Origin of the sequence: Photorhabdus kleinii (genome assembly GCF_025384885.1) — a bacterium.
Taxonomy (GTDB): domain Bacteria; phylum Pseudomonadota; class Gammaproteobacteria; order Enterobacterales; family Enterobacteriaceae; genus Photorhabdus; species Photorhabdus kayaii.
Map to the genome: position 1 here is coordinate 1 of NZ_JAJAFY010000020.1, position 19,342 is coordinate 19,342.

General features: G+C 41.4%; 16 protein-coding genes. 6 read left to right on the forward strand and 10 right to left on the reverse strand.

Annotated features, from left to right (window positions below; all coding sequences use genetic code 11):
- Positions 1-120 precede the first annotated feature (120 nt).
- Positions 121-576: a macrodomain Ter protein MatP gene (gene matP / locus LG003_RS11195; protein ID WP_112876522.1), complete on the reverse strand. Its 456-nt coding sequence runs from the start codon at positions 574-576 to the stop codon at positions 121-123.
- Between the two features lie 206 nt (positions 577-782).
- Here matP and LG003_RS11200 point away from each other — a divergent pair, with 206 nt between their 5' ends.
- The 3 genes from LG003_RS11200 (at position 783) to LG003_RS11210 (ending at position 3,870) form a co-directional block, all read left to right on the forward strand.
- Positions 783-2,513, forward strand: coding sequence for a Lon protease family protein (locus LG003_RS11200; protein ID WP_262980738.1), 1,731 nt, complete (start codon positions 783-785; stop codon positions 2,511-2,513).
- Positions 2,514-2,596: 83 nt separating this feature from the next.
- Positions 2,597-3,115 carry a bifunctional 3-hydroxydecanoyl-ACP dehydratase/trans-2-decenoyl-ACP isomerase gene (gene fabA, locus LG003_RS11205; protein ID WP_262980739.1) on the forward strand — a complete coding sequence of 173 codons (519 nt, stop codon included), beginning with the start codon at positions 2,597-2,599 and terminating at the stop codon, positions 3,113-3,115.
- A 416-nt stretch (positions 3,116-3,531) separates the two neighbouring features.
- The gene (locus LG003_RS11210; RefSeq protein WP_112876523.1) at positions 3,532-3,870 is read left to right on the forward strand and encodes a hypothetical protein; all 339 of its coding nucleotides are present in this window, start codon (positions 3,532-3,534) and stop codon (positions 3,868-3,870) included.
- Between the two features lie 395 nt (positions 3,871-4,265).
- Here the strand turns inward: LG003_RS11210 and rmf are convergent, their stop codons facing one another.
- The 6 genes from rmf to rlmKL all read right to left on the reverse strand — a co-directional run bounded on the left by rmf (position 4,266) and on the right by rlmKL (position 12,280).
- On the reverse strand, positions 4,266-4,433 hold the full coding sequence (rmf, locus tag LG003_RS11215; protein WP_112876661.1) for a ribosome modulation factor: 168 nt from the start codon (positions 4,431-4,433) through the stop codon (positions 4,266-4,268).
- A 246-nt stretch (positions 4,434-4,679) separates the two neighbouring features.
- Positions 4,680-5,243: a membrane integrity-associated transporter subunit PqiC gene (gene pqiC, locus LG003_RS11220; protein WP_262980740.1), complete on the reverse strand. Its 564-nt coding sequence runs from the start codon at positions 5,241-5,243 to the stop codon at positions 4,680-4,682.
- Positions 5,240-6,889, reverse strand: a complete 1,650-nt coding sequence (gene pqiB, locus LG003_RS11225) for an intermembrane transport protein PqiB (protein WP_112876524.1) — start codon at positions 6,887-6,889, stop codon at positions 5,240-5,242. Before pqiB ends, pqiC begins: the two co-directional genes overlap by 4 nt.
- A gap of 20 nt (positions 6,890-6,909) precedes the next feature.
- Positions 6,910-8,157, reverse strand: a complete 1,248-nt coding sequence (gene pqiA, locus LG003_RS11230; RefSeq protein WP_262980741.1) for a membrane integrity-associated transporter subunit PqiA — start codon at positions 8,155-8,157, stop codon at positions 6,910-6,912.
- Between the two features lie 83 nt (positions 8,158-8,240).
- Positions 8,241-10,157 carry an ABC transporter ATP-binding protein gene (locus LG003_RS11235; RefSeq protein WP_262980742.1) on the reverse strand — a complete coding sequence of 639 codons (1,917 nt, stop codon included), beginning with the start codon at positions 10,155-10,157 and terminating at the stop codon, positions 8,241-8,243.
- Positions 10,158-10,162: 5 nt separating this feature from the next.
- Positions 10,163-12,280: a bifunctional 23S rRNA (guanine(2069)-N(7))-methyltransferase RlmK/23S rRNA (guanine(2445)-N(2))-methyltransferase RlmL gene (gene rlmKL, locus LG003_RS11240; protein WP_112876527.1), complete on the reverse strand. Its 2,118-nt coding sequence runs from the start codon at positions 12,278-12,280 to the stop codon at positions 10,163-10,165.
- 101 nt (positions 12,281-12,381) lie between these two features.
- Here rlmKL and LG003_RS11245 point away from each other — a divergent pair, with 101 nt between their 5' ends.
- The 3 genes from LG003_RS11245 (at position 12,382) to LG003_RS11255 (ending at position 16,564) form a co-directional block, all read left to right on the forward strand.
- On the forward strand, positions 12,382-13,500 hold the full coding sequence (locus LG003_RS11245; RefSeq protein WP_262980743.1) for a YcbX family protein: 1,119 nt from the start codon (positions 12,382-12,384) through the stop codon (positions 13,498-13,500).
- A gap of 244 nt (positions 13,501-13,744) precedes the next feature.
- Positions 13,745-15,043, forward strand: a complete 1,299-nt coding sequence (locus tag LG003_RS11250) for a glycosyltransferase (protein WP_112876529.1) — start codon at positions 13,745-13,747, stop codon at positions 15,041-15,043.
- Between the two features lie 225 nt (positions 15,044-15,268).
- Entirely contained in the window at positions 15,269-16,564 is a 1,296-nt protein-coding gene (locus LG003_RS11255) for a glycosyltransferase (protein ID WP_262980744.1), read from the forward strand.
- A 352-nt stretch (positions 16,565-16,916) separates the two neighbouring features.
- Here LG003_RS11255 and LG003_RS11260 read toward each other — a convergent pair whose 3' ends face one another.
- From LG003_RS11260 to LG003_RS11270, 3 genes are all read right to left on the reverse strand, one after another.
- Positions 16,917-17,462 (reverse strand): cell division protein ZapC, encoded by a 546-nt coding sequence (locus LG003_RS11260; protein WP_262980745.1) that lies wholly within the window; start codon positions 17,460-17,462, stop codon positions 16,917-16,919.
- Positions 17,463-17,653: 191 nt separating this feature from the next.
- Complete coding sequence (gene pyrD, locus LG003_RS11265; protein ID WP_262980746.1) at positions 17,654-18,664, reverse strand: quinone-dependent dihydroorotate dehydrogenase; 1,011 nt, start codon at positions 18,662-18,664, stop codon at positions 17,654-17,656.
- A gap of 367 nt (positions 18,665-19,031) precedes the next feature.
- The gene (locus tag LG003_RS11270; RefSeq protein ID WP_112876533.1) at positions 19,032-19,301 is read right to left on the reverse strand and encodes a DUF1640 domain-containing protein; all 270 of its coding nucleotides are present in this window, start codon (positions 19,299-19,301) and stop codon (positions 19,032-19,034) included.
- Positions 19,302-19,342 lie beyond the last annotated feature (41 nt).

Below are 19,342 nucleotides of genomic sequence, written 5' to 3' on the forward strand. Positions count from 1 at the left end.
TGTCAGATGGGGTTTTCTTTTACCGATAGTGAAATTTTATATCAAACTTATTAAGGAGCTGGTTGCGATACCAACCTATACCAGCCTATACCAGCCTATACCAGCCTATCACAACTGAAATTACTCTTTCTTACCCAGAATAGCTTCCAAGTCGTGTTTCAAGCTGGACATCTGATTGGCATACTTTTCTTTCCGCTCAGCATCTTCAATTAACTGGATAATAGTTTCAGACAGTGTATTACCCCGTCGCTGAGAAAGTGCAGATAAGCGATGCCACACAGGAAAATCTAAGTCGATGGATTTCTTGCGAGTATGCTGATGTTCCGCATTAAAATGCCGTTTACGCCGAGCGCGGATAGTTTGTTTCATCCGGTTGGATAAATCAGGATTCATATGCTGCTCAATCCATTTCAGTACCCTTACCGGTTCACTCTCAAGTTCAATGAGTTTATCAACGGCTGCATGAGCTGCGCTGTTTTCAATATATTTAGTAATTGGCTCGCCTTCTTGATGTTTTTTCATCAGATAAGCCCACTTCCAGCCACATTCCAAATTTTCCAGTTGTTGATATTTCATCTTACTTTCTCAGTGACAGCGTAACTAAAAATAAGCATAACAACTATTTTAGTAAATTGCTTATAGCCAAATTGATTAATATCTGTTTTTTGAAAAAATTATTTTTTACATGAAGTGCCTACAATAGCAAACATTCAAGCATGTTGGTTTATATCTTAATCTTGTATAATCGACGCTTTCCTACTTTACAACATACAGCGATCACTTTGACCACTAACAAACTAGACTGGCAGGCATTACTGCCGAATTGCGTTCCTTATGATGCACTTTTTCATTCTGCTTCCCAACAGGCGTCTGCCAGCATGGAAGCCGTTCAATCACGGCTACATAGTGGTTTACAGCTTTTTTGCCGGATGGATTCCCGCCAGCCTTTTATGCTATTGAAAGCCGAAGAATGTGATATTTATTTGTCAGCGTTAGCTGAGTCTATCCGTCCATTACTCACGAAAGAACTTCCCCAAATTGGTGGCAATTATCACATACAGCAACAGAAAATTAGCTGGCAACCATCAACAGCAGGCTATTTCACACCTGAGTTACGCGTCGCCTATCGTGAATGGATAGAAGCAGAGCAACTATTTGGCTGCTTCCATTCTCACAACGGAGAAATTCACTTACAACCCGGTCTGATTCATCAGGTAAATGGCGGTGTACTTATTCTACCGCTACGTACCCTACTGTCTCAGCCTTTAATGTGGGTTCGCCTGAAGCAGATGATTATTCAGCAACGCTTTGAATGGTTGTCTCTGGATGGCAGCAAACCGTTACCATTACCTATCCCTTCTATGCCATTAAAGCTACGTCTGATCCTGGTTGGAGATCGTCTAAGCCTTGAAGAGTTTCAGGCTACAGAACCTGAATTAGCAAAAAGCGCTCTATATGGCGAATTTGAGCTGGATATGCCATTTCATAATGAGCAGGATTTAAGCCTGTGGTGCAATTATATCAATGGGCTTATTCAACAATGGCAATTACCTCCATTGAGTCATAATGCTTGGCCTGAGCTTGTCCAACAAGCAATCCGCCATGTAGAAGATCAACACCACCTGCCTTTAGATATTCTCTGGCTACAACGGCAACTGACTACTGCGTCACTCTATCAGCAAGAAAATCAGATTACAGCTCAATCAATTAAACAAGCAGAGGAAAATCGCCGCTGGCGTCACAATTATCTGCCTGAACGTGGTTTAGAGGAAATTCACACAGGCCAGATTCTTATCCGTACCCAAGGCATGGTCATTGGTCAAATTAATGGATTATCTGTGCTAGAGTATCCCGGCCATCCTGATCCAGCAGGAGAGCCATCTCGTATCACTTGCGTGGCCCATATGGGAGATGGGGAATTTGTTGATGTTGAACGCAAAGTTGAGTTAGGCGGCAATATCCATGCGAAAGGCATGATGATTATGCAAGCATTTTTAATTTCCGAGCTAAAATTAGATCAGCCACAACCTTTCTCTGCATCTATTGTATTTGAACAGTCCTATAGTGAAGTTGACGGCGACAGCGCCTCTCTTGCCGAATTATGCGCACTGATAAGCGCTCTTTCCCTGCAACCCATTGATCAACAACTGGCCGTCACAGGTGCAGTAGATCAATTTGGTTATGTTCAACCAATCGGTGGTATTAACGAAAAAATCGAAGGTTTCTTTGAAATATGCTATCGCAGAGGACTAACTGGTCAACAGGGGGTTATTCTACCAGCGGCGAACGTCCATCATTTATGTCTTAATCAAGCCGTTGTAGATGCAGTAAAAGCGCAGAAATTTCATTTATGGTCAGTAAAACATGTTTCTGAAGCGCTGCCTTTATTGACAGGTATCCCTTATTATGATCAACAAGAAACACACTTGTTAGCTATGATACAAGAACGTATAACACAGGCGAATAATCAGGAACGACCTAAATTCCCGTGGTTTCTTCGCTGGTTGGGTTAATTCAGAATGTCTGATCGGAGTTGTTCAGCGTACAAGTGTACTCTATTATTTACCCTACATTAAATATAAGGCTATCTGATAATATGGTTGATAAACGTAAATCCTACACAAAAGAAGATCTTATCGCATCTGGACGCAGTGAGCTGTTCGGAGAAAATGGGCCGCCATTACCATCTGGTAACATGCTAATGATGGATCGCATCATTGAAATGACAGAAAACGGCGGTACCTACGATAAAGGCTATATAGAAGCAGAGCTGGACATTACCCCTGATTTATGGTTTTTCGACTGTCATTTTATTAATGACCCAGTAATGCCCGGCTGCCTTGGCCTTGATGCCATGTGGCAATTGGTTGGATTCTTCCTTGGCTGGCTAGGTGGTGAAGGCAAAGGCCGTGCCCTTGGCGTTGGTGAAGTTAAGTTCACCGGCCAGGTATTACCAACGGCTAAAAAAGTCACTTACCGTATCAACTTTAAACGCGTCATTAACCGTAAATTGATTATGGGACTGGCTGATGGTGAAGTGTTAGTAGATGGTAAAATCATCTATACGGCAACAGATTTGAAAGTAGGCTTGTTTAAAGATATCAGCTCTTTCTAATAAATAATCAGTAACATATCGAAAAGGAAGGTGACTGGCTGGCTAATTGCTTTTCACCTTTTTCACTAAAAGCACACCACCAATTAAAAAAACACCTGGTGCTATTTTTGTTCCCTCCAAGGCAATTCCGGTTATATCTCAGAGTATGAGGTTCAATATCCATACAGAAAAAAATCAAATCAAGTTCTAACTTTGACCTACCTCGACTAGAAATAACACAAATCCACACCTGGATACCTGCATTATAAACATCCAATTGTCGCTGACCAATCCGTATACAATTGGCAAATTGTGCTATGATCAAATTGACCTGATATATCAAACAAGCTCACCAGAGCATACTGATAACAGGTGAAAACATTAATAATGATTAAGATTGATGATTAATATTAACAAACACACCGAGGTAATATTATATGAACATCAGAAAAATACTGCTCATAATCATAGCATTAACTCTTACACCAACTGCCATTGCAAAACTCGATAGAATTGACGGTACCGTCGAAATGCTAAAAGCGCCTAATACAAATGGAGATTGCTATGGAAAAATAGCGACGCCTACCCGTATCCAAGGATTTAGGTGGGTATGTACTATTAATGGCGGATCGACGCTATTATCATTGCTTCAAACAGCCTATACAAGTCATGAAACTATAACCATATCAGTCGATGGGATTGAAGAATATAGCCGTCTCTTTTGGGTTGAATTACATCATAAATGTTTATCAGACTCATCTCACTGCAATTATTGAATTACCATCATCCTTCGCATTAGCAAGTAGATTACTTAATGGCCGCAATATTAGTCGTCATATTGAATAGGTTAAATAGGATATGTTACCTAGCGGCCATTCATTCACATATCACTGGTGATTTAGCTGAGGGAATAAGTCACTAAATAACTAAATAGTTGATAAACCATTAACACCGGAAAAAACTTATTTTATATGGTATGGGCATTTTTACTTTCGTCACAACCAAAGGTAGTCACAGTCAAAGGAAAATTTGGACAGAGAAAACTTACAGGATTCAATCTGACAGATATCTGTATAAACAATCAGTCACTGTCAGATTAAATTTGGGATATATATCACTGATAAGAAATGGAGGTTTTTTCTCACCTAACCTATACCATCAGTTTGGCAGACTAAGCCATCATCGACCTGTCTTCCATCGCCTGACGCCATCCACCTAACCAATGAGAACGGGCATCTAATGAATAATAGGGACAATGCTCCCTTGGACGCCCCAAAATACCTGCATGGTACCCTCTCGACAATGCTCGTGCTAAACGATCTCGTTTCTGTCTCTTCATGCTTTTATTTACCTCATAAGCTAGATCAGTAGAAAGAAAACAGTGGTCATCATTCATCCAACCACAATTTAGAAATACCCCTATAAATTTTGAAAATCAAGTCAAGAAATTCATATTAATGTAATATTTGTTATATCAGTACAAAAAAAACAATAACGTATTAATAATAAAGAGAAATTTTTATCCTACTGATAATACCAATTTTCTCCGAGTGCAAAAGTTTTACACTCGGAGAATGACAGAGGGTTACGATTGGGAAATTAATTGACTGGCAATAGCTTGCGCCAACTGACTCCATCCTTTTGCCAATGTGCGGACTAAATCATCGTAACCATCTTCTTGCTGTTTTAGCGCCAGATTAAAGGACTGTTTAACGACATTCTCCTGATGCGTTAATGTCCAGTAACCTTGCAAAATCACCTTACCATCATAACGACCATGAAAACTGGTAACTGTCACGTCTAGTGTATCTGGCTTATTAACCAATGGTTGAGCAGAAACTAAACGCTGAGGCAATGCCATAGTTAACTCAGCTACCAGCACTTGCTGTAACTGTTGTTCAAGTGGACTTGCCCACAAGTGATTCGCCGCACTGACATAACTAACATCACTACTTTGATACACCACACCGGAGGAGGACAGATAATCGGACAACATAACCCGTTGTACCCATAATTGGCGATCATGCTGCACAATAGCACTCTTTTGTGATGCTATTGCTACTACCGGCAATTGATAGTAAGTTTTTTCTGGCTGACGGCTACAAGCAGAAATAAAAATCACTAAAATTAATGCCAATCTTCTCATCATTTTTTAGCCTTTTTCGGTTCTGGATCTTTAATTGGCTTAGACTCAAAAACTAACGCATTGCTCTTATTATTCAACGTCCTCAGAACAGGTCGCAGTTCACTCAACACTTGATCTAATCGCTGCATATTATCCAACATCTTGTTATAAGCCGGTGAACCAGGCTGGAAACCTTGCATACTGCGGCTAAACTCCTGCAATGTTTTCTGTATATCTTTTGGCAGATCTTTGGTTTCAGGATTCGCCAGCACCTTATTCAATTCATCAAGGGTCTGTTGTGCTTTTCTGATCGCTTTCTGACTCTCTTCCAAAGTGCGGATAGCCTGATTAAACATTGGCTCAACCGGCATATTATTAATTTTGTCTAACGCTGCAATAACCTTATGTTGAATTTGAGCAAGGCCACCACTGATTGTCGGCAATAGCGGATAACCTGCAATTTCATACGGACCGGACCACCCTTTTTCATTTGGATAGAAATCCAAATCAATAAACAGTGCCCCTGTCAGCAAGTTACCTGACTTGAGGGACGCCCGCAGACCACGTTTAGTTATGCTATTCAACTCTTTCTCAACATCAAACCCTTCTCCCAGCTCCTTCTGAAAGCGCTCCGGTTCAATGGAGATAAGTACTGGGATACGAAAATCGTTATCTAACCGCTGTCTCATTCCCTCTGAATAGAATGGTACTTTTGCCACAGTCCCCATACGGATACCACGGAACTCTACTGGCGCACCCGGCTGTAGCCCTCGAACAGAATCAGAGAAGAGCAACAGATAATCTTTATGTTCAGTATATAAAGAGTCCTGAATGCTTCTTTGGTTGTCAAAAAGTTTGTAAGTGGCTTTTTCTTTAATTGGCTCACCCAATTCCCAACCCTTAGGCACATCAAAACTGACACCACCACCAAACAACGTTGATAACGAAGCCATTTCAACACGTACCCCCTGAGAAGACATATCAAAGGTAATACCACTCTCTTTCCAAAAGCGGACATTGGTTGTCAACAAACCATCATAAGGTGCATTAATAAATAGCTGATATCTCATCAGATGAGATTTCGGTTCAAACTCGCTGGTTTCAACAGAACCAACCCGATAACCACGAAACAACACCGGATCACCCGGATTGAGCTGACCCGCTTTATCACTGACCAAGATGACACGAATACCTTTTGCATCAGGTGAAGCCAATGGTGGTGAATCCAACAAATTAAATTCATCTTCTTCATCACCATTCGTTCCCGGTTGAAGCTCAATAAAAGCCCCGGACAGAAGAGTACCAAGACCAGATATTCCATCACGGCCAATCTGCGGTTTCACTACCCAGAAAGCGCTGTCACTACACAATAGATTTTCCATGCCATCATTCAGCCGAGCCTTAATAATAACTTGACTAAGATCATCACTCAGCATGACCCTCTCAACCACGCCGACATCCACACTACGGCTTTTAATTTTAGTTTTTCCGGCTTCAATGCCCTCCGCGTTGAAGGTAATCAACGTCACTTCCGGCCCTTGGTGGTTGAAATGGTAAAACAATATCCAAGCACCTATAAGCACTGTCACAATCGGTACAATCCAGACTGGCGACCAACTTTTAATTTTATCGATTTTAGCCTGACTCTGGTCTTCAACTTTATCCGTCACCTTGACACCCCTTCATTGCCTTATAACGAATGTTTAACGTTGGCCCTATCCCAAATTAAACGCGGATCAAATGTCATTGCCGCAAACATAGTCAGGATCACAACTAAAGTAAAAATAACTGCCCCCATAGCAGGGTAGACACTCATCAATTTCCCCATACGTACCAGTGATGACAATATTGCGATAACAAATACATCAATCATTGACCAACGGCCAACAAATTCGACAACTTCATAAATAAAATGCATTCGGGCGGAATCCCGTTTACCGTGACCTTTGGCATCCCAACACAACCAGCTAATTGCCAGCATTTTCAAGGATGGCACCATAATACTAGCAATAAAAATGACTAAAGCGACCGGGTACGAACCTACACTCCATAGTAATATCACTCCAGCCATAATAGTGGAGTCACTCCGATTACCTAACGATTCTGTCACCATCATTGGCATAATATTAGCAGGAATATACAGCATTAAAGCTGTCACTATCAGTGCCATTGTCCATTGTAGACTGTTGCGACGACGGGCATGCCCACGAGTATAACAACGTGTACATACCAATTGGTCTGCCGGTAAAATAGCCGTACAACACTGGCATAATCGAACACCCTGCACTAACCCCGATCTTCCTGCCTGTAACGGTATATTCACCCTAGGTGCGAGGGTTATCTGATTCCATAACCAGTGGCGATCCAGACATTGAAATGCTCTCACCTGGAGAAGACAGAACAGACAATATGGCAAAAAACTTAAACCTAACCCAATATCACCATAAGCCATTAACTTAACGAAGCTGACTAACACCCCTGCCAGAAAGATTTCAACCATACACCAGCTTTTCATCTGGAATAAAACCCTGGCCAACCAGACTCTTATCTTCTGAGAAGTAACAACACCCTGGCACAAGAGAATAACCGCTACCATACAAAACGTAGGCACCAGTTGAACACAGAGCAAAAAGAATGTTCCCACACTGACGTAATTTTCATTAAACATCACCTGAGGGATTTGAGATAAGGTAATTTCACTGCCAATTCCCGCCACACTCATGCTGACAAACGGAAACAGGCAAGCCATTAACAGCATAAATAATGCACTGACTGCATAACCTGTTGGCTGATGTTTAGGTTCTTTCCACCATGTGACTAATGTCGTCTTACAACGAGGACAAACTGCCTTCGTTCCCTGAACCCATTCTGGCAATGTCACCAGCAAATCACATTGAGGGCACAATACCATTTCATGATGATGGTTACCGGAACACAAGATCTTTCTCCCTGTTAAGGAAATCGGGAATATCCACAGAATCATACTCAGAAGAATTTCGCAGTATGATTCTGCTAATTATGTTAACTATTAACTGTTTTCAATGTTTCCAATTCCTGCCAGCGATCAAAAGCCGCGTCTAATGCTTGCTCTTTTTGAGACAGTTCAGTCAATATTTTTTGGGTTATTACATGAGGCTGATTAAAAAAGTCAGGATCACTCACTTGAGATTGTAACTGATCAAGCTCTTCTTCCAGTTTCTCCAACAATGATGGTAATTGCTCTAACTCTCGTAATAAATGGTAACTCATTTTGTTACGAGAATTTTTTGGCGGTTCCTTAATCTTTTCTACTTTAACTTCCGTTTGAAGTTTTTTCTTATTTTGCTGGCGCAACGATACAACCTGTTCGCACTGTTGCTGAGCATCGTAATAACCACCAACATAATTATTGATCGCACCATTACCTTCAAAAATCCAACATTCTGTCACGGAGTTATCAACAAATTGACGATCATGACTCACCAGCAATACAGTACCTGTATAATTGTCTACCAGCTCCTCCAGCAACTCTAATGTTTCCACATCCAGATCGTTGGTTGGCTCATCAAGTACCAACAAATTACTGGGTTTCAGGAATAGACGCGCTAGTAACAATCGGTTCCTTTCACCACCAGAAAGCGCTTTAACCGGTGTCATTGCCCGTTTGGGATGAAACAGAAAATCCTGCAAATAACCCAGAACATGACGAGGACGACCATTCACCATCACTTCCTGTTTACCTTCAGCTAGGTTATCCATTACGGTTCTTTCCGGATCAAGTGCTATCCGATGCTGATCAAAATAAGCAATTTCTAGTTTAGTACCACAATGAACACGGCCACTATCAGATTGCAGCTCACCTAACATCAGTTTCAGTAAAGTTGTTTTGCCACAACCATTTGGTCCTACCAGTGCAATCTTATCCCCACGCTGAATTTGCACACTGAAATTATTGACCAGTTTCCTTTCACCAATTTGATAATTAACATTTTCCAGTTCAAAGACAATTTTGCCGGAACGACTCGCTTCTCCCATCTGTATTTTAGCGGTTCCCATTACTTCACGGCGTTGTGAACGCTCAATACGTAATGCCTTCAATGCCCTGACACGCCCTTCATTACGAGTACGACGCGCTTTAATCCCCTGACGTATCCACACTTCTTCCTGAACCAACTTACGATCAAACTCAGCATTTTGCATCTCTTCCACACGCAACGCGTCTTCTTTGCCTTCAAGAAACTTATCGTAATTACCCGGCCACGATACTAACTTACCCCGATCCAAATCGACGATACGGGTTGCCATATTGCGAATAAATGAACGGTCATGAGAAATGAAAACAAGACTACCCTGAAAATCTTTTAGGAAATTCTCTAGCCATTCAATCGTATCAATATCCAAGTGGTTAGTTGGTTCATCAAGAAGCAAGACTTTTGGCAAACTAACCAACGCCCTTCCCAATGCTGCCTTACGCAACCAACCACCTGAAAGAGAAGAGAGCTTCGCTTCCGCAGGTAAAGAGAGCTGTTTCAATACGTCATTAATGCGGCTATCCAGTGACCATAACCCACGAATATCCAGCACCTCCTGCAATTCTGCCAGGCGGTTAAGGTTTTTCTCATTTGGATCCTGCTCCACCAAGCGGGAAACCAGATGAAAAGATTTAATATATTCGGCCTGCTCCTGAACGCCTTCGGCAACAAAATCAAAAACCGTCCCTTCTATATTACGGGGGGGATCCTGCTGTAAGCGGGCGACAACCAGATCCTGTTCGTAAATAACCTGACCATCATCCAACGGCTGCTCTTTTGCTAATACCCGTAACAAAGTAGATTTTCCAGCACCGTTACGGCCAACCAGACAAACCCTTTCATTTTCTTCTATATGCAATTCTGCATTATCAAGTAATGGTGCATCACTGAACGACAACCACGCACCAGATAAATTTATCAATGACATAGTAATTATTTTTCCTCACCAGCATGACGTAATAGCCAGCAGTTGTGAATCTGACGATTGCGGGCAAAATCCTGCGACTGGGTTTTACTGGTGATTTCTTCTGCCACCAAGCCTGCTTTTTCCAGCTCAGCAAAATCCATTTTAAAACCACGTTTATTATTAGAGAACATCAGCGTTCCTCCACGACGCAACAAGCGCTTAAGCTGTCTCATCAACATGATATGGTCGCGTTGTACATCAAATGTATCTTCCATCCGTTTAGAATTGGAAAAAGTCGGCGGATCAATAAAAATCAAATCAAACTGTTCATTGGCCCGTGCCAACCAAGTGAGACAATCTGCCTGAATCAACCGATGCTGACGCCCGGTTAATTCATTAGCCTGTAAGTTCCGTTCAGCCCATTCAAGATAAGTGCGAGACATATCAACCGTCGTTGTTGAACGTGCGCCTCCTAATCCAGCATGTACCGTCGCTGCTCCGGTATAGGCAAACAGATTCAGAAAATCTTTTCCTTCACTCATTTCACCTAGCATTTTTCGGGCAATACGATGATCAAGGAACAAGCCAGTGTCCAAATAGTCAGTTAAATTGACCCAGAATTTTGCGTCATACTCATTTACCAGAAAGAATTCCTGTTTTTCTGCCATTCTTTCATACTGGCTTTTGCCTTTCTGACGCTGACGAGTTTTAAGTACTAATTGATTTGATGAAAGTCCAAGAATTTGCATCGTTGCACTGATAACATCAAATAAACGCTGACGCGCTTTATTAGCATCAACACTTTTTGGCGGAGCATATTCCTGAATCACTACTTTATCCGCATAACGGTCAACAGCCACATTGTATTCTGGCAAATCAGCATCATACAGACGATAACAATTAATCCCTTGCTGTTTTGCCCAGTGAGTTAATTTCTTTTCATTTTTGCGCAGACGATTGGCATAATCTTCCGCCACATTCACCTCTGATGAATGCGGTTTATCTGACAACTGATAATTTTTCTGTACGCAATCCAATGGACCATTTTTAGCTTTAAACTCACGTTCAGCCCGTAATTGCAAGCAGCTCAACAATTCAGGTGACGCACTAAATAGAGACAGACGCCAGCTAGGGAAACGGCTTTTCATTATCCGCCCAAACAAACTGTGTAGTGCAATCAATGCCGGCTCACTTTCCAAACGCTCACCATAAGGTGGATTACTTAATACTGTTCCAGCAGGGCCTTCTGGTAACGGATTTTCCAGACGACTGGCATCACCTTGCTGGAAAGTTATCAACTGCGCAACCCCGGCTCTACGAGCATTTGACCGAGCCATATCCAGCACTCTGCGATCAATATCAGAACCAACAAAACGGGAAGCTGTCTCCTGAAGACCTTTACAAAAGCGGATCTGCGCTTCTGTGGTCACCTCACGCCAAATTTCTTCATCATGTTGCAACCAAGCAATAAAGCCCCAGTGGTTACGATGAAGCCCAGGAGCACGATCAGCCGCCATCATTGCAGCTTCAATCAATAATGTGCCGGAACCACACATAGGATCGACCATCGGAGTACCAATCTGCCAGCCTGAACGTAGAATAATCGCAGCAGCCAGATTTTCTTTCAGTGGGGCTTGACCAGCAAGATCGCGATAACCTCGGATATGCAAACCATCACCACTCAAATCCAATGCAACACTGGCTTTCTCTTTATTCAAAAAAACATTAATGCGAACATCCGGCTGTTGCTTTGCCACATTGGGGCGTTGATCCAACTTACGAGTAAAACTATCGACAATGGCATCTTTAACTTTTAGCGCACCATATTGCGTGTTACGTATTTCTTCATTTGTGCCACTGAAATGCACAGAGAAAGTACTGTCTACAGAAAAAATCTGGCTCCAATCAATAGACTGAACTCCAAGATAGAGATCTAAATCGCTATAAACATTAAATTCGTTTAGCGGTAGCAAAATACGTGATGCCAGCCTGCTCCACATCAGACTTTTATACATCACTTTGCCATCACCTTGAAAATGAACTCCGCCTTGCACAATTTTGCATGATTGCGCACCCAGCATTTCCAGTTCGTTCTTCAATAATTCTTCTAATCCACGCGCCGTGCTGGCAAACAGAGAGTTCATGTTACATATCACCAAGAAAGAAAATTATTACGCATTATAGCTAATCTAAGTGACATGTCATAAAGTTGCGCATGTAAAAAATGTTTCATGGAGATTAACGGATGATAGCTCTGTCTCGCCTGTATACCCACCCGGTAAAGTCTATGCGTGGTTTGCAACTCTCCCATGCCTTAGTCAGTGAAAGCGGCCTTATATTTGATCGCAATTTTATGATCACCATGACAGACGGGACTTTTATTACCGCCCGTAAATATCCTCAGATGTTGTTATTTACTCCGGCTATGTTAAATAACGGTATTTATCTACGTGCGCCCAACGGAGAAAATGCCACCGTACTTTACAGCGATTTCCTACCTGAACAACAACCTACGGAAGTATGGGGCAACCATTTTACGGCTCTCATTGCACCAGAAACCGTTAACCAATGGCTAAGTCGTTTCTTTGGCATTCCGGTGCAATTACGCTGGTTAAGCCATGAATTAACCCGCAGAGTAAAAAAACACCCCGAAATTCCATTATCATTTGCGGATGGTTATCCATTTTTACTGATTAATGAAGCCTCATTTCGTTTATTACAACAACGTTGCCCGGCCAGTATTAAATTAGAGCAATTTCGTCCAAATATTGTTATTACCGGTGCAGAAGCATTTGCAGAAGACAGTTGGCAATCAATTCAGATTGGCGAGGTTATTTTTGATTTACCTAAACCATGCAGCCGCTGTATTCTGACCACCGTCAGCATTGATAAAGGCATTAAAAATCCAAATGGAGAGCCATTAGCGACATTGCAATCATTCCGTACAGCAGAGAATGGTGATGTCGATTTTGGTCAGAATTTAATTGCTCGTTCAAGTGGTATTATTCGAATCGGGGATAATATCATTATATTAGCTAAGAAAGATCCTTGTAAATATGGCAGTGGTGAAAAAGCTGAAGATATTACTGCACCAAAAACAAATGAGCAATCTGTCATTATCGAATATAATGGGCAAACTTTCACAGGTAATAATCAACAAATTATTTTAGAGCAACTGGAACAACAAGGAATAAGAGTCCCCTATTCATGTCGGGCGGGCCTATGTGGATGCTGTAAAATTTCTTTAATTAAAGGGGATGTTTTTCCTTTAAAAGCCACGGCAATTAAAAATAATGGCCATATTCTGGCCTGTTGTTGTATTCCAAAGAATAATCTTATTCTTAAAAGTAATAGCGCAGAATAGATCTTAAATTCAAATCAAACCGCAGTGCCGTAAATTGGCACGCGGGCTGACTCGACAAAACATGACTGAACTACATGCCTTAAACTATTTGTCATTGCACAATTCTCTGAAAAAATCGAGCATAATGATTATTGCAATACTGAATTAATTATTACCATAATGAATTTATAACTACTGTCATAAAATGATTACACTCTAATCAGGAGCTTAAGTCACTCAGACAAAACACCAAAGGAGTAAAGTCATGGCACGTATCATCATTGCAGCGCTCGCAACCCCTGGGCATGTCTATCCAATGTTAAAGATCGCTCAATCACTAATAGCACAAGGACATCAGGTAACCGTGTTTACCGGTGCATTATTTCGCCAACAGGTAGAAGCTTTAAGCGCACAATTTGTCCCTTTTGATCAACAGGTAGATTTTGACTACCGCCATTTAGAACAGCATTTTCCCGACCGTGCTCAACTTCCTCCGGGAAATGTACAAATGGCACTAGCATTCAAGAATTTCTTCTCCACCCCAATCCCAGTTCTTGACCGCCAATTACGGCAAATTATCCATGAACAACAAGCAGATCTACTTATAGCCGAGAACTGCTTTTATGGCATATTACCCCTGCTGCAAGAAGAAAAAACCCATCGTCTTCCAGTGATAGTCATTGGCATAACACCTCTGGCTTACTCTTCGAAAGATTCAATTTTCTGGGGGCCACGTATCCCACCTGCGGTATTACCACCAGAATTGACACATGAACAGCTCGTCGATAAAGCCAACCAACAACTCATAGCCGAAGTGCAGGATAGTTTCAATAATTCATTAGTCCAGTCAGGAGGCTCTGCATTAACCAGACTTTTTAACGATGAAGTCATCTTTGGTGCTGATCGCTTTTTGCAACTCTCAACTCTGGCATTTGAATACCCACGAGAAGGATTGCCTGATACGGTCCATTTTATTGGCCCCCTCCCCAATCCTGCACCGACAACAACCTCACCTCAATTATGGGAAGAAGATGATCCACGTCCATTAGTTATAGTTACTCAAGGTACTATTTCCAATACCGATTTAAATCAGTTGATTCTCCCCACATTGCGTGCACTGACTACATTATCGGTACGTATATTGGCAACCACCGGTGGCAGATCGGTAGAAACACTGAGTAAAGATCTACCTGAAAACGTGCGCGTCGAAGAATTTATTTCATTTGAGCACTGGCTGCCGAAAGCTTCATTGCTGATATCCAACGGGGGCTACGGAACCATCAATTATGCTCTCAGCCACGGAACACCATTACTTATTGCCGATGCAGGAGAAGGCAAGCAGGAAGCAGCGTTTCGTGTTGTATGGGCTGGATGCGGTACTAATCTGGATACAGCACATCCCACTGAATCTCAACTAAAGCAAACAGTGGAAAATATGCTGAGTACAGACTTGTTTAAACAACGTGCGCAAATTGTCCAAAAAGATTACGCAAAACATGATGCATTAGCGGCAATATCCCGTCACGTAGAACAATTAATTCTCGAACAAAACCACATTAACTAAACCCTAAATACCTTCTTCTTTCCTCTCCGTTTTGGTGCTAACACAGACCGACAGGGAGAGGAAATCGGCATATTTCATTACATCATAAAAAATAAATCAAAGTGATTATTGTAATAATTAATTATTATTTCTGTAATTAATTTATAATAGTAGTCATAAAATAATCACCCCTGAGTCAGGAGCTAACTAGCGTAATTAAATCAAAACAGTACAAAGGAGCAAATTATGGCACGAATTGTCATTGCAGCGGTTGCAACACCCGGGCATGTCTATCCGATGTTAAAGGTAACTCAATCACTGATAACACAAGGGCATCAAGTAGCTGTCTTCACTGGCGCATTATTTCGCCAACAAGTAGAGGCTTTAAACGCACAATTTATCCCTTTTGATGAGCAGATAGACTTTGATTACCGCCACTTAAAGCAACGTTTTCCTGACCGAGCGCACCTGCCGCCAGGAAATCTGCAAATGGCACTAGCGTTTAAAGATTTCTTCTGTAGCCCAATCCCATTCCTCGACCGCCAACTACAACAAATCATCCATGAGCAGCAAGCAGAATTACTGATAGCCGAGAATTGCTTTTATGGCATATTGCCACTACTGCAAAAAGAAAAAGCTCATCGCCTTCCCGTGATCATAATTGGCATAACGCCTCTGGCTTACTCTTCGAAAGATTCAATTTTCTGGGGGCCACGTATCCCACCCGCACTATTACCATCAGAATTGACACATGAACAACTCGTAGATGAGGAAACCCGACAACTAATAACCGAAGTACAGGATAGCTTTAATGATGCGTTAGCTCAGTCAGGATGCGCTACGTTAACCAGATTTTTCAACGATGAAGTCATTTTGGGTTCTGACCGCTTTTTGCAACTTTCAACCCTGGCATTTGAGTACCCACGAGAAGAATTGCCTGATACAGTCCATTTTATTGGCCCCCTTCCCAACCCTGCTCCGATAACAGAATCACCTCAATTATGGGAAGAAGGTGATCCACGCCCATTGGTTATAGTCACTCAAGGTACTATGTCTAATACCGATCTAAACCAGTTAATTTTCCCCACATTGCGTGCACTGGCTGCATTACCTGTACGTGTATTAGCAACCACCGGTGGTAGTTCAGTAGAAATACAGCCAGAGAACATACCTGACAACGCATGTATCGAAGAATTTATCTCATTTGAGCACTGGCTGCCAAAAGCTTCATTGCTAATATCCAACGGGGGTTACGGAACCATTAATTACGCCCTCAACCACGGTACACCAGTGCTCATTGCCGATACAGGAGAAGGTAAGCAGGAAACAGCGTTTCGCGTCGTATGGGCTGGATGCGGTATTAATCTGGATACAGCACAACCTACTGAATCTCAGCTTAAGCAAACAGTGGAAAATATGCTACGTACAAACTTGTTTAAACAACGCGCACAAATCGTCCAAGACGATTACTCCAATCACGACGCATTAGCAGCAATATCCCATCACGCAGAACAATTAATCTTCGAAAATCGTGCTAATTAACTTCATTATCTCTCCTCCCCATATCGGAACTAATGTTATCCAGAGGGGAGGAAATTATAAAAGCGCTTCTTATCTATTTTTCATGCCTGCTTCAAATGAGTGAGCTGTAGCTATTACATATAATAAGCAAATTTCTGTGATAATAGCCAACAGGAGATTTTAGAACACAAGACAAGAAAAGAGTGACTTACTCATAATCAGGTGGGAAGATGTGAATGAGATAAAATTTCCTCAAATGATAAAGAACAATTTTCTTAATTAAAAACAGTGATTATCTTCTGACTTGTCGTTCTATTTTCAAAAAGTGTCTTTACTCTTGGAAATCACAAAACAATGGGATCTTAAACCCAAATCAAATCGCAGTGCCATAAATTGGCGTATAAATAGGTTCCACAAATGGCATCAATCGATCATTCATAATCTTAATTGGATCACAAAAATTCATTACCCGATCGGATAACTTTAATTGCGATTGAGCTAGCAAACAAAGGCTCGCACTATCCCCGGCCTCTACTACTAAGAATATAGCATCTGTCCCGCAATCCTGGAGCCGTACCTGAATCAGCTCTCCTTGTATCGGCTTCTCTATCATGGCAAAACGAGAAAAATACCAGCTTCTTGGCATTTGTGGCTTAATAAAGCGGAACGCCACTAATGCATTAAGAACTAATTCAGCCCTGAATTCATCTGAAATATTAATTCGGCGTGTCTGCTCTTCAAAACAATAATAAAGCGTCGCATCTTCTACAGAAAATGAAGTTTCTCCCATTGCATAGGGTATCAGCATCTTAGCAGGAAAACAGGAACGAAAAACCATACCATTAGACAGATCGAGCATTACACGGTCATGGTCAGCATCAAAATACCAGCGCCATTGATCATCAGGTTTAATGTTCATGAATTACCCTTTTATGCCAGGAAAGTTTACATCGTCAAACAGATTGTAAATAACTTGCCCGCTATTCAGTAAAATAAATCCTGCCATAATTAAAAGATATGCAAAGATACAGATAAAATTTAGGCGATCAGAGTGAATATAGACGAGTTGGGGGCAAAAATAAACCCCCAATGATAAATTAACAGAAAGATCTAGATATGATTGACGATATCTTTGATTAATTTTGGACCATGATAGATAAATCCAGAGAAAATCTGTATCAAAGAAGCCCCTACTGCTATTTTTTCTCTGGCGGCGACAAGTGAATCTATTCCACCAACACCGATAACGGGAATTTTACCTCTTAATTCCTGAGAGAGCTGACGAATAATCTCTGTACTACGCAACTGGACCGGCCGACCACTTAACCCACCAGCTTGTTGGCAATAGTTAAGCCCTTCAACTAATCTCTTGTCTAACGTTGTATTAGTTGCAATAGCACCATCGATATTATGACGAATTAAACTATCTGCAATTTGAATCAACTCTTCTTGAGAAAGATCTGGCGCAATTTTTACCGCAACAGGGACATATTTCTGGTATTTTTGTTGAAGTTCACTCTGTTTATTTTTAATCGCCGATAATAGATCATCCAACGCTTCGCCGTATTGAAGCGTTCTTAAGCCAGGTGTGTTAGGTGAAGAGATATTAATTGTGATATAGCCAGCATGAGGATAGACTTTATCCATGCAGATTAAATAATCATCTTTTCCATGCTCTACTGGTGTATCTTTATTTTTGCCAATATTGATCCCAATAACTCCGCCATATTTTGCCTTTTTAACATTCTCTACCAAGTTATCAACACCAAGATTATTGAAGCCCATACGGTTAATTAACCCTTCTGCTTCAACGATACGGAATAATCTCGGCTTATCATTTCCTGCCTGAGCGCGTGGGGTTACGGTGCCAATTTCAATAAAACCAAATCCCATTGCACCAAATGCATCAATACAATCGCCATCTTTATCAAGGCCCGCGGCCAGACCGAGGGGATTTTTAAATGACAGGCCCATACAAGTAACAGGCTTCGTCGCAACTGACTGGCGGATCAGAAACTCGAAAGGACTACCGGTAATACGCTTGAGCTGGCGGAAGGTTAATTCGTGTGCCCGTTCCGGATCAAGCTGGAACAACGCTTTCCTGACTAGTGGGTAGCACATAATTCTAAACCCATTAATTAATTTATAAACATTAAACTACACATGTCTCTATACACACTCAGATACCATTTGAAGATTTTTGAGCTAAAAAACACTCATTTTTAATCCCCAAAAATATTTCGGCAAGTAGAGTAACCGAATGACATGGGCTGAATCTACAGAAATATGCTAATTAGAAGCAAATCTCTCCCAGATGTTGCGCGTGAGAATCGGGAAAATGCATTGGTATAACAAGAATACACTAGTGACTACAATCGTTGACGTCTTTGCCCAAGATACTTTGCTTCCCTCGAACAACTCAAAGGAGAGCAAACCAATGGATGTTCTTTAATATTTTGAGCAATTTTCATACTATAGGTATCAAGCATCAACCAATAAAAATGTATTTCAATGCCGCAATAACAACAGCAATACCAACTGCTAATGTCAGTTTCTTAATCCAATCTAAATCTGTTTTTATAGTACCAATATCGGTTTTAATGCTCTCAGTAGCAACTGTTAGATCTTCTTTGGTGACAACACTTATGTTTTGCAGTTCTGTAATAACTTCAACGATTTTTTCAGACTGCTCATCGTTAAAACCAGACGCTTTGAGTGCCTTAACTGCTGTATGTGTATCCATTGTAAGTAAAGCCATTCTTTTATCCTCTAAAGTTACTGGTTGACCGCCCTTAAATT